The sequence below is a fragment of the Mediterraneibacter hominis genome, assembly GCF_014287475.1.
GTDB classification, from domain to species: Bacteria; Bacillota; Clostridia; order Lachnospirales; family Lachnospiraceae; genus Mediterraneibacter; species Mediterraneibacter hominis.
In genome coordinates, this window is record NZ_JACOPF010000001.1 from 1,663,570 (window position 1) to 1,676,852 (window position 13,283).

Here is a 13,283-nt window from a genome sequence, read left to right on the forward strand (position 1 = left end):
TCTTTCCTTATTTTACGCAACTCCCAGCAGATGTGCGATTCCATAGAAGATTAAACCGATGATAGAAAAATCTGTATCCGCAAATGTAGTTCCCGCAAACCCAAGAGCTGCAAATGCCGGGAACAGCAGCGAACAAAGCATATTGTTTAAAACACCTGTTAAAAGAGAGCCAATAACAGCACCTCTTCTTCCTCCGGTCGCATTTGCGAATATCGCTGCTGTACCTCCCATAAAAAAGCTGTGCAGCAAAGTTGGTATAATTACAGTCATTCCTGTTGCCAGACAGATTCCAAAAGCAATAAACTGTCCGATCGTATAACCTATAAAGCCTACCATAATCGCGTTTGGGGCAAAGGTGAAAACAGTTGGGCAGTCCAGCGCTGGTATAGCATTGGGCACGATTCTTTCCGCAATTCCTTTAAAGGCAGGAACCAGTTCCGCTAAAATCATACGGACACCAAGCAAGATAACAGAAACACCTGCACTAAAAATAAATCCCTGCATAAGTGCCCATACTACCATGTGGGTTGTTCCCGCATAATTCGCTACAAACTCACTGCCTGCAAAAGCACAGCAAATAATTTCAATGATAAATACACCAATTCCCATCAATATGACAGGTTCTTTAAAAAATCCCATCCACTTGGGAAGCTCCATCTTTTCTGTAGATGTCTCCTCCGGATTTTTTCCAAAAATCTTGCCTATAAACCCGGAAAAAATATAACCGGTTGTAGCCCAGTGTCCTAATGCAAATGTCTCTCCTCCAGTAATTTTACGTACAAACGGCATAGAAATAGCTGGTGTCAGAACACTCATAATGCCTACCACGATTGCTCCAATCGCAATAACACCGGCTGTCGGCAGACCAAACATGGAGAGCATAACCGCTGTTAGCGCCGCCATAATAATCGTATGATGTCCACTCAAGAATATATATTTGAATTTTGTAAAACGTGCTAAAAGGATGTTAATAATCAATCCAAAAAACGCGATAAACGCCATTTTTGTTCCATATTGTTCAGATGCCATCGCCGTTATCGCTTCATTTACAGGGATAACCCCCTGAATATGAAAGGCCTCCATCATAATTTCATTTAAAGGATCCAACATACCTGTGATAATATTTGAGCCTTGTCCCATAATCAGGAATCCTAAAAATGTTTTTAAAGTACCTGTCATTGTTCGTTCTATAGATGCTCTCTGCGCAACAAGTCCAATAAAACTTATTAATGCTACAAGCACAGCCGCCTGGCTTATTACAGATGTCAAAATACTGATAATTGTATTCATCGTTTCCTCCTCTTGTATACTCAATATATGTTCATATGAATTTCTCTCTTCCTACTTAACAGAAATAAAATTTTATGCTACACTACCGTTGGAGTTATTCCCTCTTTTGTGACGAAAATATTGCTTGTCCAGAGCCTTTTCTTTCATCATTTAGAGAGGGGATACCCTCTGTTATTTACTCAATATTTCTTTTAATTCTGCTTCTATATATGCAATATCTGTATAATTTACCACTTCTACCATAGGTACATTCATATCTGCGAGTTCTTCACAAAATGAATGAGAAGATACAATCACATCTGGATTTGCACCTCTGGCAGAACCGGTATCCGCTACCTCTACCTTCGCGTCTTTGACCCCCAGTCTCTCCAACGCTTTCTCCACATTCATTCTCAAAATGAGACTGCTTCCAAGCCCCATCGCACATACACACACAATTTTCATTTTTGTGCACCTCCTTTTTTATTTTTTAGAAATAATCCCCTGTCAGTTATATTGGTTTAATACATTTATGACCTCCTTTCTCTCTTTTGCCTGCATCACCTGACAAACACTGTCTTCATCACCCAGAAAATCTGCTAAAAGCTTTAAAGCGTCTATATGTGTATTATTATCAGTGGCCGCCAGGCAGATAACCAACTTTACCGGATTATTTGGTGATGTTATAAAATTGATAGGTTCCTTTAGTGTCATAAGACTCATTCCTACCTTGTTCACGCCGGCCTCACTCTTTGCATGCGGCACTGCCACTCCCGGCACCAGTACGAAATATCCGCCGTTTACTTCCCCATTCTCAATCATTGCCTCAATATATGTATTTTCGGCTATGCCTTCATCTACAAGAATCTGTCCTGCTTTCTGTATCGCCTCCTTCCAGTCACTTGCCGCAATATTTGTTCTGATCGTTTTCTCATTTAAATACTCACTAAGCATTACCTTTCCTCCAACAGTTTATTTTATGTATTATTCATAACCTCTTTCTTTTCCGCGGAAATACATATGTACTTTTTGCACTATTTTTTTCTCTAAAACTATTTATAATTATCGTACTTTACAATTCTTTAAATGAAAACACCAATTTTCTTCCTATGTTTTTGTGACAAAATTTCTATCAATACATTATTATGTAAAAAAATACAGTACCTTATTTGGCACTGTACAAATCAAAACTTATTTCCTATCCGCGCTCTTATCACTTCTTCCAAGCTCGGAATAGCCGCCTGGCTTCCTATCTTCTGGACAGAGAGTGCCGATGTGACAGAACTCTGTTTTAGATTTTCAAGAAGGGAAAGATTCTTATAAAGCCCATACGCAAAAGCGCCATGGAAAATATCCCCCGCGCCTGACGTATCGACTGCCTGCACTTGACAGGCAGGAAGATGACAGATTTCCCCGTTTTCATTCCGATACAAAAGTCCCCGTTCTCCCAATGTGACAACTGCTGTTTTCTGATTGACAGCTTCTATCTGTGTGAAAATTTCCTGACAGGCTTTCCAGTCCTTTAGATTGATTGTTTTTCCTGTGTATTGTTTTGCAAAATCTTCTGAACAGACAAGGTAGTCCACCTTCTGCGCTACCCGGAAAGTCCCCTCTCTAAGCGTTCCCGCATCTGCCACCGACACAGCATTTGTATTTTCCTTGAGTATCTTCAGCGTAATATCCGGTTCATGACCATCGCTTAGAATCACATCCGCTTTTTCCTTTGGAACTGTATACTGTATATCTGCTTTCACCCCGGGAAAATTAAAAATAGTACGGCTTGCGTTTTCTGCACGTGAAACGATCAGGCTGTATGGAGTATCTATTTCTTCATCTGGTATCAAATAATCTGTTCCCACCCCATATTCTCGTAATAACGCCTTTAATTTATTTCCATATTTATCTTTGCCAATCCTGGATACAAGCTGTGTCTTTGCTCCCCACATAGCACACAGACACGCCGCGTTCAGAGCTGGTCCGCCGCCACACTCTTTAAACGTTTCCACCCGATATTTCTGATTTTCTATCAGCGGTCTGTCAATCGGTACCGTAATATCATATGCAGATTGACCAATACAAAAAATACTCATTCCTTTCCCCCACTTTCTATTTTCCTCCCGATTTGTTCCAGAATCTTTGGATAATTAATTTTCTTATAATCTGTCGCGTCTATTTCTATGAGAGTCCCCAGTTCAAATGTATCATATCCCCTTGTCATACAGCGTTCTCTGAAAATATCATACGTTACGATACAATCCGCCTTGCTCCTGTCTTCCATTTCATCTCCCAGGTGATACTTGCTTACCAGATGTCCTAAATGTCTGGGCGGATCCAGATCGCGGCTTCTGGAACGCTCATACAGTATATCTATATCTCCGGTAAGGCGAATCGTGATCATCTGATACTTGTTTTTTTCTGCCAAATCTGCCAGTCTTCCCTTTTGTTTTTCACTAAACGGATAATCCGAAATCAGCATCCTCCCCTTCTGCATTTTTTCATCTACCGTCCCATAATACTTTGCCCAGCTTAGCATTTCCAGCTTTGTCTTTTCTTCCATGTTGTCAAATCCGTATTCGTCCCATAATGCCTCTTTCATATCATCCTGGGAAATCACTTGGAACTGAGGATACTTCTCTAAAATCTGCTTACACAGATAAGACTTCCCGGTGGCAGGATAGCCGGCAAGCAGAATCATTGTCTTTTTCATTTTATCTTCTCCCTTACACCTAGGAAGGGGCGCCGGCACCACCGGACACCCCTCCCCTTTTTATTCTCTGCTTTTTACGCCTTATAGCTTAAATAAAGATGCTTTCTCTTTTACAATCTCTTTGATTCTGTCATTTGCAGGCCCTAAGAGCTTCCGCAGTGATGTCAGCGGTGTCACGTCCTCTGCCGTAAAGGTTCTGCTTACTACCTCTATATAGGATTTATTCAGCTCTGTCCCTACGTTGATTTTCTTCATTCCTTCACGCACGCACCGTCTCATATCTTCATCCGATACACCTGTGCCTCCATGAAGTACAAGCCCTGTATCGCCCAGCTTTGCCTTCAATTCCGCAAGCAGTTCATAGTTAATCTTCGCTTTCGACTTATACTGTCCATGTGTCGTGCCTATGGAGACTGCCAGTGCGTCAACGCCTGTCTCTGAAGCAAAGCGCAGCGCGTCCTCTGGTCTGGTATACATAGCGGCGTCTTTCGCCACAACCACGCCTTCTTCTGCGCCGCCGATAGAGCCTACCTCTCCTTCTACGGACACACCGTGTGCATGTGCGTACGCCACCACCTCTTTTGTATTTTTTATGTTTTCTTCCAGCGGCAGAGAGGAGCCGTCATACATGACAGAAGAATATCCGCAGTCGATCGCTTTTTTCAGCGCTTCTATGTCTTTGCAGTGATCCATGTGAAGCGCCACACTGACAGAGGAGGTTTCCGCCAGTGCTTTCACTGCCGCGATCAGTGGTTCAAAGCCGATATATTCCGCCGTCCCAAGTGAGGTCTGTAAAATGACCGGTACATTTAATTCCTCTGCCCCTTTTATCATGGAAGGCAGCATCTCAAAACAATGTACGTTAAATGCTCCTACTGCCCCTTTTCCTTCGTTTTCCTTAAATAAGTCAATTAAATTCTTATACATAAAACTTTTGTCTCCTTCCTAAACCTTGCCTCGCAATACGTCTTTTGACAACTGCATGAGTCCCTGCACCTTGTCCATATATTCCTTTATTTTTTCGTCATCCTTCGCCTCAGCAGCTTCCTGGCGTTTCTGATTGTACAGCTTTAACAAATCCGTATACGCCCTGCCAAGCTGTTTATTCTCTTCCAGGCTTTGTTCATAATAGTATATTGCCTGCTCTGTATCCTCTGCCTGAAAGTAACAGGAACCTATTTCGGTTAAAAGCTTTGCTTTCTGCTCTTTGTCTAAAGCATTATCCAATTCCGCTTTGAGCTCTTCTGCCTTTTGAAGCAGTTCTTCTGTATTTATTTCCGGCTTTTGCACAGTTTCTTCCTTCGCAGAAGATTTTTTCTTTCCAAATAAGAACATGTTCATACCTCCATTTGTTCTGCGGCCATTCTTTTATATTAGAAAATTCCTGCGATTCCCTTGATGATTACAAAGAAGAAGGAAGTAATGATAGTATCTACATCCGTACAGGTAACATTCTGGAATCCAATGTCCGCAAGCATTGGAGAAAGCATTGCCGGCAGTATCATGATAAAAATACCGTGTACGATACATCCGATTACAACGCCCCGGCGTCCGCCCATCTTATTCGCGAAAATTCCTGCCGTTCCTCCGGCAAAGAAGTTGCTCATAACTCCCGGAACAACAAACGCTCCGAAATATGGAGAAATCAGCATACCAATCAAAGATCCAATCGTCGTAAAGATGAAGCCTAAGATTACCGCGTTCGGTGCGTATGGAAACAATACCGGACAATCCAGCGCAGGCTTTGAGTTTGGAACCAGCTTCATGGAAATTCCCTGGAATGCCGGAACAATCTCAGCCAGCAGCATTCTTACTCCTGTCATCAATACATACAGCCCTACTACAAACTGCATTGCCTGCAAAAAGGCATATACCATATAGTTCGTGCTTCCGCAGTACTCCGCACAGGCTTGCGGCCCTGCAAATCCTGCCGCCAGCAGATAGAAAGGGATCATAACGACCATGACAGACAAATATGTATCCTGCAAAAACTCCAGACTCTTCGGAAGCTTAATGTCCTCAGAGGATTTTTCCTTGTTTCCTGTCAGCTTTGCAACCAGCGCCGTTACCATATATCCAAAGGTACAGAAATGTCCCAGAGCGATGTCGTCGCTGCCTGTAATCTGGCGCACAACCGGCTGTGCAAGCGCAGGCATCAGCGTTGCAAACAGACCTCCCACAATACTTCCTGCAATGATAAGTGGAAGTCCTTCCAGTCCGAGAAAATACGCAAATACAACACACAATGTCGCTTCCCACAAAAGCGCCTGGCCCGTCAAAAAGATATACTTAAATCTGGTGACACGCGCCAGAATGATATTTACGATAAAGATACCTGCCAGAGTGATCGCAATGTCGCCGCCCAGACCAAGCGCATCCATCGCCTGTCCGTTGATGCTTTCGATCGATGCCACGACCGCTGATTCCAGTCCAAACGCCGCGTTAAACGCTGCTCCGAAAAAGGTCAGAGCACTCTGGAGTACGGATGATCCTGCCGATAGCACCAGGAAGCCCAGCATGGTTTTCATTGTTCCTGACACTACCACGCCTGCCGGCTTTTTCTGGAGCAGCAGCCCCAGACATGCGATCAGCCCAATGATGACAGACGCCTGTGTCAGAATATTATTGATAATAAAATTTAATACCGCCATATAAATTTCCTCACTTTCTCCCTTTCTTCCGTTTTTTTACAATGCCCCCACTTCTTTTAATACAGGTGTCAGTTTTTCCTTGATCTCTGTCTTATCTACCAGTCTGTCAAGAAAAACAGCAGGACAGTTCAGCGTGATACGTTCAAATTGTTTTTCAAAATTCTTTCCTGAAATCACAATATCCGCTGTCTGTGCCGCAACACTGGAAATATCTGTATGATCCAGCTTTGCTTCCACACCTAATTCTTTTAGCACAGCCTCCACGCTCATCTGGCAGGCGAAACTGCTTCCAAGCCCTGCGCCGCATACTGTAAGAATTTTTAACATAAGATTTGCCTCCTTTCCTGTTCCTCCTTTAAAAGGAACGTATAAATTTCTTCCACAGATTTAGAGTTTGCCATATTTTGTATTTTTTTCTCATCTATAAAAATAGATGCTAATACCTGCATAACATCAATATGTGAGTTCGCGTCTGTAGCGGCAAGCGCGATCAGTATTCTGACAGGATAGCTGTCCTGTGAAAATCTGACCGGCTTGTTTACCAATGTTACTGCCAGTTGTTTTTTCAACACACCCTGTTCGGGTCTTCCGTGAATCAGCGCTATGTCTTCTGTCAAAATGTAATACGGGCCTATCTCCTCTGTATTTCTGATAATTTCTTCCGCATAACGCGGTTCTACATATCCTTTATCTTCCAAAGGTTTCATACTTATGTGTACTGCTTCTCTCCAGTCATCTATATGGTCCAGAATCTGTATGTTTTCTTTTCTCAGCATTTCTGAAATCATGACCTGTTCCCTCCCACATCTTGTTAAATCGCATTTATCGTACCATTTCATTTTTCTACTTAGAAGTCCAAGTATTGTACATGTTTTGTGCAAGATCGTGTGCTTTTTTGCACCTGTTTATAAATCTTCCTCATGTTCCAGTGATTTTCCCAAATATGCCAGAACCTCCTCCGGTGTCTCCAACTGTAAAATATCGTCTATTTTAGTCTGTATAGAGAATACTGCCAGAATATCCCTTAAAATCTTCAGATGGCTCTCCTGATCCTCCGCTGCCAGCATGATAATGATATTTGCCCGGTGAAAATCTGAGAATGCAATATTCTTCTTAAATATATGGAGCGAGACATCCAGACGGTTCACTCCCTCCTCCGGCTTTGAATGAGCCAGCACTACCCTTGATGTGATAAACATATACGGGCCGTAATAACGAAGCTGGGAAATAATATCATCAATGTACCGTTTTTCAATGCTTTTATTCTCTAACAGGCATTTCCCTGATTCACGCAAAGCGTCTGTCCAGCGATATTCACCGTTGTAAATTTGGATATGTCCCGGAACCAGGTAGTCTAAAAATCCTTTTGCTTTCCTTTTTGTATCGCCGGCCCCTTCTCTTTTCCCACGGAAAAAATAATCGTCAATCTTCTTTTTTACCGTTTCGTAGTCCTTTTCACCAATATACGGTTTTACAATAGAGAACAAATTTTCTACATCTCTCAGAAGCGGTTTTTCCTTTACATGCCTCAAAATTTCTTCTCTGTCTGCATTTGTTAAAATAGGATGTACATGCACCACCGGAACCACGTTTTTTATCCGTACGGTAGATACAATCAAATCGCAGATATTTTGCGCGTTTTGAATGTTCTGTGCCGCTATCACATCTACGATCTGCGCTTCCGGCAGCATCTTCTGAAGCTCCCTCCTCAACATATTTCCTGTCGATATACCGTTCGCGCATACGATTAAAATACGAAAAGAGCTATGACTGTCTCTAGAGATGGGAAGATGTGCCCCAAAGTGCAATGCCAGATATGCAATCTCTCCATCCTGAATTGGCATTCCAATCTGCCTTTCTATATACTTACTTACGACTTTCGTAATATCAAATAAATCCGGGTATTCTCGGATAATGTCCTTACTCATGGTATCCATGATCTGAATTCCATACTGGTAACGGTACAGGGAGGAATTAATGTGAACAAACAGCGCCCGTCCAAGTTCCTCTTTATTTTCAAATGTAACGCAGGCGATCTTTTCAAACTCTGCAATCAGCGCTTTCGTTATTTCATAGACCGTCTGGTTGGACTCTTCCTCAAAAATATCGTTGGAGGCTACTGTTACACGTGCCCCCAGCAGGTGCAAGCAAAGATATATTTTCTCTTTCTCCGACAGTTTAGGAAAATATTTTTCCACTAATTGAAATTCCTTTGTACTCTCCAGTTCCGCCCTTTTCAAATTGGGAAAATATAAATTTGTATCTCTTCCATCCATCAACGGAAGAAGTACTGCCAAAGAGTCTAAGCTTCCCTCTACATATTTTGTGTTTAGTTCTTCCTCTATTTTTCTCAGCTTCTCGATATTGTCATGGATTCTTTCTCTCTCTATAAAATCCAGACTTCTATTTTCAAACAAGGACTGTAGTTCCTGAAAATTCACCAAAAATATTGCCCGAATTTTGATAGAATCTCCGGAGATCCTATATCCCCTTTTCGACTCATACTCCAACTTTAGGTCATAGTCCTGGAGCTGATTGACTACCACACGCATATCGTTAAAAATCGTATTTCTGCTTACCATACAGTAGTCCATAAGCTGGTCGATATACACCGGTTCCTTTGAATAAATAATGATGCAGATAATCAGATGTACTCTCTCCATAGGTGAAAGAATATAGTTCTCATCCTTTTCAATTCCTTCGGCGCATGCCTCTATCTTAGAACGCAGTGCTTTCTCTATCAGAATCCCTTTTCCTCTGACCATTTCCAATTCCGGAATATGGTAAAATTCAAGCCATTCATTGATTCTGCACAAGTCATAATAAATACTGCGTTTCGACACTTGCATTTTCTCAGCAATCTGCTGTTGAGTCAGATATGTATCGCTTTCCAGGAGCATCTGTAATATCTCTCTGCATCTGGCATTCATATACACTTGCTGCATATTGGGCATACCTCCTTTCTATTAAAATTATAACTTTACTTTTCGCGCCTTTTCCATATCCACTCACTACAAATCCTTTCACAAAAAAAGGGAAAGCATTGTACTGTAATCTGTGTTATAATTCTTTTCATACACTTAACTATTGTTTATTCATTATTTTTTAGGAGGCTTTAAAACATGTTGGAAATTGGAACACAGGCGCCGGACTTTACGCTCAGCGACCAAAGCGGAAATGCAATATCCCTCTCTGACTTTAAAGGGAAGAAAGTGATTCTCTATTTTTATCCAAAGGATAATACTCCTGGCTGCACAAAGCAGGCCTGCGCTTTCGGGGAACTCTACCCACAGTTTACGGAAAAAGGAGCTGTTGTTATCGGTATTAGCAAAGACTCCTCCGCTTCACACAAAAAATTTGCTGAAAAATATAACCTTCCTTTCACACTTCTTGCTGATCCAGAATTGAAAGTAATTCAAGCATATGACGTGTGGCATGAAAAAAAGATGTATGGAAAGACTATGATGGGAGTTGTCAGAAGCACCTATTTAATTGATGAAAATGGAGTAATCCAAAAAGCACTGTTCAAAGTAAAATCCGCAGAAAATCCAAAACAGATGCTTGAAGAAATATAAATTTAACGAAGCAACAAGCAGTGCGAAAAGAATAGGAAGACCCTGTGTCATGCTTGCATGTAAGCAGAGGGCTTCCTGTTTCTTTTCATTCGGCGACTGCCGATAGCGAAATGAAGCGTAGCGGAATTGAGCTGGCACTGTGGGAACCGACAAAAATACCTTCCTTGTCTGTTAGAAAAATTTTATTAAAAAGAAATCGACTTCACGCTGCTACGAATTTCTAATCAGAAAAATTTGTTTACTTCTGATTGGAACTCTGTAGCAACGTGAAGTCGATTCTTTTCGCACTGCTTGTTGCTCCGTTAAATTTATATTTCTTTTACTAATACTTTGATTATTTCTGCCATATACATTACATGGTAATCTTTCTGCGGATACCATTTTTCATCAATTCCATCATTTTGTGTAAAATATTGTGGGCCCATTTCCTGACAATATAATTTACGGCAGACAAAAATCATATTTGCTTCTTCAAAAGCGGTCGTTCCATCCACATAGTAAGGTGTCAGTCCTGCCTCTTTTTCTTTTTCGCAATCACGTCCAGATTTACTCCCGCAGATACTCAAGGCTTTACGGTAGGTTTCATCATAAAATGAAAGCGTAAAGGTTTCCTGCTCATCTACAAATTCTTTTGTATATCTCTGCGGCCTAATGTAGGCGGCAACTACACTCTTTCCCCACATAATTCCCACACCGCCCCAACTGGCAGTCATTGTATTATGCTTTTTTTCATCTCCGGCCGTAATGAGCATCCACTCTTTCCCAATTTTTGTAAAAGGGTTAAATTCCAAAGTCTCAATATTTACTTCTTTAAATCCCATACAATTGCCTCCTCTTAATTTAACGCTCTCCGACAAATATTAATGTTTTAGTATAATTTTACGGAAATTTTTCTTTCCTTTTTTCAAAACAATTCCTTCTTTTACGAACATATCCTGTCCATATGATATCGCAATATCTGTCACTTTCTCTCCATCAACAGAGGTGCCTCCCTGTTGTACAGCACGTCTTGCCTCTGATTTAGAGGGAACCAGTCCACTCTTTACCAATAGAGTAAGAATATCAATTTTTCCGTCTGTAAAATCTCCGTCCTCCAGCTCTGCCGTCGGCATCTGCGCCGCGCTCCCCTGGCTAAACAACGCCCGCGCACTTTCTTGCGCCTTTTTTGCATCTTCTTCTCCATGTACCAGCTTCGTAAGTTCATAAGCCAGGATTTCCTTCGCCGTATTCAACTGCGCGCCTTCCCAGCTATCCATCTTGTCAATCTCTTCCAATGGAAGGAAAGTAAGCATGCGGATACATTTAAGTACATCTGCGTCAGCCACATTTCTCCAATATTGATAGAAATCAAATGGCGATGTTTTCTCTGGATCAAGCCACACTGCGCCAGACTGCGTTTTACCCATTTTCTTTCCTTCAGAATTCAAAAGCAATGTAATCGTCATGGCGCTCGCGTCTTTTCCTAATTTACGGCGAATCAACTCTGTACCTGCAAGCATATTGCTCCATTGATCGTCGCCGCCAAACTGAAGATTACAGCCATATTTCTGATACAGTGCATAAAAATCGTATGCCTGCATAATCATGTAGTTAAATTCCAGAAAGCTTAACCCTTTTTCCATTCTCTGTTTATAACATTCTGCCGTAAGCATCCTATTAACTGAGAAATGTGCACCAACTTCTCTGAGTAACTCAATGTAGTTCAAGTCCAAAAGCCAGTCCGCATTATTTACCATCAATGCTTTTCCCTTTGAAAAATCAATAAAACGGCTCATCTGCTTTTTAAAACAATCGCAGTTATGCTGTATCTGCTCTGGTGTCATCATAGAACGCATATCTGTTCTTCCGGAAGGATCTCCTATATATCCTGTTCCTCCGCCAATCAAAGCAATCGGTTTATTCCCTGCCATCTGTAACCTTTTCATCAGACACAACGCCATAAAGTGTCCTACATGGAGGCTGTCTGCAGTAGGGTCAAATCCGATATAAAAGGTTGCCTTTCCATTGTTAATTAATTCTCTGATTTCTTCTTCATCTGTCACCTGCGCAATAAGTCCGCGCGCCTGCAGCTCTTCATAAATTCCCATTTTTCTTCTCTCCTTTCTTTTTTACACCTCATTTTGGGCAATATCTAATCCTGTTTCTGAAATATAAGAAAACCACATTCTGTGGGATGGTCTAACACATACCCTGTGCGGTATTTCCTCACCCGCCAGGCAATCCATATATCTCCTCCTGCACCTAGAATATTTATCATACTCAACCATAAAAGCATTGCGTTTCCTGTTATAATTGAAGCAATATATATACCAGCTCCCAGAATCACGCCCGGAAACAGGCATCCAAGTAAATACTTGCCTGGCTGCAGTGGTTCTTTACAATGGCAATAAGGTGTCAGTAATTCCCACATCACTCCGATGTACATACTCTTCCATTTTTCTTTCGCTCCCATACACCAGCCTGCTCCATGCAATACTTCATGGATAGCCATAGAAAAGATAACCAAAAGCCATAGTAACGGGACATTCCATCCCCCTATCCACCAATCCCCTCTATTAAATATTTCCCATATAAACCTCCCTATAATAATAAGCGGGAGCGCCGCAACGAGTACCATTACATTCGCCCGCACTATAGAAATTACTTCTGACTTCTCCTGATATCCCCGTTCTATAAATTCTGTTCTTTGTCGCTCATAATTTTCTATGATTCTCTTTTTCGCCGGACTTAGTTTCTTTTTCATGTTCTTTTTCTCCGCTTTCCATTACACCAAAGTGGACAAGCCCACTTCAACTCCCCTGCCCTCCCTCATTCTTGAGGGGCTTGTACACTTTGCGCGCCGCCGCAATACCGCCCGGAGGGCTTTTTGTATAATAGGAAATTTATCGAAATTTCCTATTATGATTAGGGTGTCAAAAGGTAACTTATTTAAATTCTGTTGTCAATTTTCACAAAAAGCAACTTTTCAGACTCCGGTGCGCGGAGCATTCTGATGAACCTCTTAATACGAAAATCACGTCAGCAAAGGCTTCCGTGATTTTTGAGTTTCATCTCCATCGCGCATAAAGTCGTCTGGCAAGT

General features: G+C 41.7%; 15 protein-coding genes. 1 reads left to right on the top strand and 14 read right to left on the bottom strand.

Annotated elements, in window-relative coordinates; translation table 11 throughout:
• Nucleotides 1-12: 12 nt before the first annotated feature.
• The 11 genes from H8S37_RS08120 to H8S37_RS08170 form a co-directional block, all read right to left on the bottom strand.
• Nucleotides 13-1,290, bottom strand: coding sequence for a PTS ascorbate transporter subunit IIC (locus H8S37_RS08120; protein ID WP_186875472.1), 1,278 nt, complete (start codon nucleotides 1,288-1,290; stop codon nucleotides 13-15).
• A 171-nt stretch (nucleotides 1,291-1,461) separates the two neighbouring features.
• The gene (locus H8S37_RS08125) at nucleotides 1,462-1,734 is read right to left on the bottom strand and encodes a PTS sugar transporter subunit IIB (RefSeq protein ID WP_186875473.1); all 273 of its coding nucleotides are present in this window, start codon (nucleotides 1,732-1,734) and stop codon (nucleotides 1,462-1,464) included.
• Between the two features lie 42 nt (nucleotides 1,735-1,776).
• Nucleotides 1,777-2,223 (bottom strand): PTS sugar transporter subunit IIA, encoded by a 447-nt coding sequence (locus tag H8S37_RS08130; RefSeq protein WP_186875474.1) that lies wholly within the window; start codon nucleotides 2,221-2,223, stop codon nucleotides 1,777-1,779.
• Between the two features lie 230 nt (nucleotides 2,224-2,453).
• Nucleotides 2,454-3,359 carry a carbohydrate kinase family protein gene (locus tag H8S37_RS08135; RefSeq protein ID WP_186875475.1) on the bottom strand — a complete coding sequence of 302 codons (906 nt, stop codon included), beginning with the start codon at nucleotides 3,357-3,359 and terminating at the stop codon, nucleotides 2,454-2,456.
• Entirely contained in the window at nucleotides 3,356-3,976 is a 621-nt protein-coding gene (locus tag H8S37_RS08140; RefSeq protein WP_186875476.1) for an AAA family ATPase, read from the bottom strand. Before H8S37_RS08140 ends, H8S37_RS08135 begins: the two co-directional genes overlap by 4 nt.
• A gap of 81 nt (nucleotides 3,977-4,057) precedes the next feature.
• Nucleotides 4,058-4,903, bottom strand: coding sequence for a class II fructose-bisphosphate aldolase (locus H8S37_RS08145; RefSeq protein ID WP_186875477.1), 846 nt, complete (start codon nucleotides 4,901-4,903; stop codon nucleotides 4,058-4,060).
• Between the two features lie 18 nt (nucleotides 4,904-4,921).
• Nucleotides 4,922-5,311 carry a tetratricopeptide repeat protein gene (locus tag H8S37_RS08150; protein WP_186875478.1) on the bottom strand — a complete coding sequence of 130 codons (390 nt, stop codon included), beginning with the start codon at nucleotides 5,309-5,311 and terminating at the stop codon, nucleotides 4,922-4,924.
• Between the two features lie 38 nt (nucleotides 5,312-5,349).
• The gene (locus H8S37_RS08155; protein ID WP_186875479.1) at nucleotides 5,350-6,627 is read right to left on the bottom strand and encodes a PTS ascorbate transporter subunit IIC; all 1,278 of its coding nucleotides are present in this window, start codon (nucleotides 6,625-6,627) and stop codon (nucleotides 5,350-5,352) included.
• 36 nt (nucleotides 6,628-6,663) lie between these two features.
• Nucleotides 6,664-6,954 (bottom strand): PTS sugar transporter subunit IIB, encoded by a 291-nt coding sequence (locus H8S37_RS08160; RefSeq protein ID WP_186875480.1) that lies wholly within the window; start codon nucleotides 6,952-6,954, stop codon nucleotides 6,664-6,666.
• Nucleotides 6,948-7,415: a PTS sugar transporter subunit IIA gene (locus H8S37_RS08165; protein WP_186875481.1), complete on the bottom strand. Its 468-nt coding sequence runs from the start codon at nucleotides 7,413-7,415 to the stop codon at nucleotides 6,948-6,950. The genes H8S37_RS08160 and H8S37_RS08165 overlap by 7 nt, the downstream gene beginning before the upstream one ends.
• 117 nt (nucleotides 7,416-7,532) lie before the next feature.
• Nucleotides 7,533-9,572, bottom strand: coding sequence for a BglG family transcription antiterminator (locus tag H8S37_RS08170; protein ID WP_186875482.1), 2,040 nt, complete (start codon nucleotides 9,570-9,572; stop codon nucleotides 7,533-7,535).
• A 177-nt stretch (nucleotides 9,573-9,749) separates the two neighbouring features.
• Here H8S37_RS08170 and bcp point away from each other — a divergent pair, with 177 nt between their 5' ends.
• Nucleotides 9,750-10,202: a thioredoxin-dependent thiol peroxidase gene (bcp, locus tag H8S37_RS08175; RefSeq protein WP_186875483.1), complete on the top strand. Its 453-nt coding sequence runs from the start codon at nucleotides 9,750-9,752 to the stop codon at nucleotides 10,200-10,202.
• Between the two features lie 308 nt (nucleotides 10,203-10,510).
• Here the strand turns inward: bcp and H8S37_RS08180 are convergent, their stop codons facing one another.
• Genes H8S37_RS08180 through H8S37_RS08190 form a run of 3 tightly spaced genes read right to left on the bottom strand, consistent with a single transcriptional unit; the run spans nucleotide 10,511 to nucleotide 12,945 of the window.
• Nucleotides 10,511-11,023 (bottom strand): flavin reductase family protein, encoded by a 513-nt coding sequence (locus H8S37_RS08180; protein WP_186875484.1) that lies wholly within the window; start codon nucleotides 11,021-11,023, stop codon nucleotides 10,511-10,513.
• 39 nt (nucleotides 11,024-11,062) lie between these two features.
• Nucleotides 11,063-12,289: a tyrosine--tRNA ligase gene (gene tyrS / locus H8S37_RS08185; protein WP_186875485.1), complete on the bottom strand. Its 1,227-nt coding sequence runs from the start codon at nucleotides 12,287-12,289 to the stop codon at nucleotides 11,063-11,065.
• A gap of 44 nt (nucleotides 12,290-12,333) precedes the next feature.
• Nucleotides 12,334-12,945 (bottom strand): DUF3267 domain-containing protein, encoded by a 612-nt coding sequence (locus H8S37_RS08190; RefSeq protein ID WP_186875486.1) that lies wholly within the window; start codon nucleotides 12,943-12,945, stop codon nucleotides 12,334-12,336.
• Nucleotides 12,946-13,283: the final 338 nt, after the last annotated feature.

Excerpts from the sequence above, each read along its gene's own strand:
- H8S37_RS08170 (WP_186875482.1), bottom strand. The coding sequence starts at position 9,572 with ATGCAGCAAGTGTATATGAATGCCAGATGCAGAGAGATATTACAGATG.
- H8S37_RS08165 (WP_186875481.1), bottom strand. The coding sequence starts at position 7,415 with ATGATTTCAGAAATGCTGAGAAAAGAAAACATACAGATTCTGGACCAT.
- H8S37_RS08140 (WP_186875476.1), bottom strand. The coding sequence starts at position 3,976 with ATGAAAAAGACAATGATTCTGCTTGCCGGCTATCCTGCCACCGGGAAG.
- H8S37_RS08190 (WP_186875486.1), bottom strand. The coding sequence starts at position 12,945 with ATGAAAAAGAAACTAAGTCCGGCGAAAAAGAGAATCATAGAAAATTAT.
- H8S37_RS08145 (WP_186875477.1), bottom strand. The coding sequence starts at position 4,903 with ATGTATAAGAATTTAATTGACTTATTTAAGGAAAACGAAGGAAAAGGG.
- H8S37_RS08125 (WP_186875473.1), bottom strand. The coding sequence starts at position 1,734 with ATGAAAATTGTGTGTGTATGTGCGATGGGGCTTGGAAGCAGTCTCATT.
- H8S37_RS08180 (WP_186875484.1), bottom strand. The coding sequence starts at position 11,023 with ATGGGATTTAAAGAAGTAAATATTGAGACTTTGGAATTTAACCCTTTT.
- H8S37_RS08160 (WP_186875480.1), bottom strand. The coding sequence starts at position 6,954 with ATGTTAAAAATTCTTACAGTATGCGGCGCAGGGCTTGGAAGCAGTTTC.
- H8S37_RS08120 (WP_186875472.1), bottom strand. The coding sequence starts at position 1,290 with ATGAATACAATTATCAGTATTTTGACATCTGTAATAAGCCAGGCGGCT.
- H8S37_RS08130 (WP_186875474.1), bottom strand. The coding sequence starts at position 2,223 with ATGCTTAGTGAGTATTTAAATGAGAAAACGATCAGAACAAATATTGCG.
- H8S37_RS08150 (WP_186875478.1), bottom strand. The coding sequence starts at position 5,311 with ATGTTCTTATTTGGAAAGAAAAAATCTTCTGCGAAGGAAGAAACTGTG.
- H8S37_RS08155 (WP_186875479.1), bottom strand. The coding sequence starts at position 6,627 with ATGGCGGTATTAAATTTTATTATCAATAATATTCTGACACAGGCGTCT.
- tyrS (WP_186875485.1), bottom strand. The coding sequence starts at position 12,289 with ATGGGAATTTATGAAGAGCTGCAGGCGCGCGGACTTATTGCGCAGGTG.
- H8S37_RS08135 (WP_186875475.1), bottom strand. The coding sequence starts at position 3,359 with ATGAGTATTTTTTGTATTGGTCAATCTGCATATGATATTACGGTACCG.
- bcp (WP_186875483.1), top strand. The coding sequence starts at position 9,750 with ATGTTGGAAATTGGAACACAGGCGCCGGACTTTACGCTCAGCGACCAA.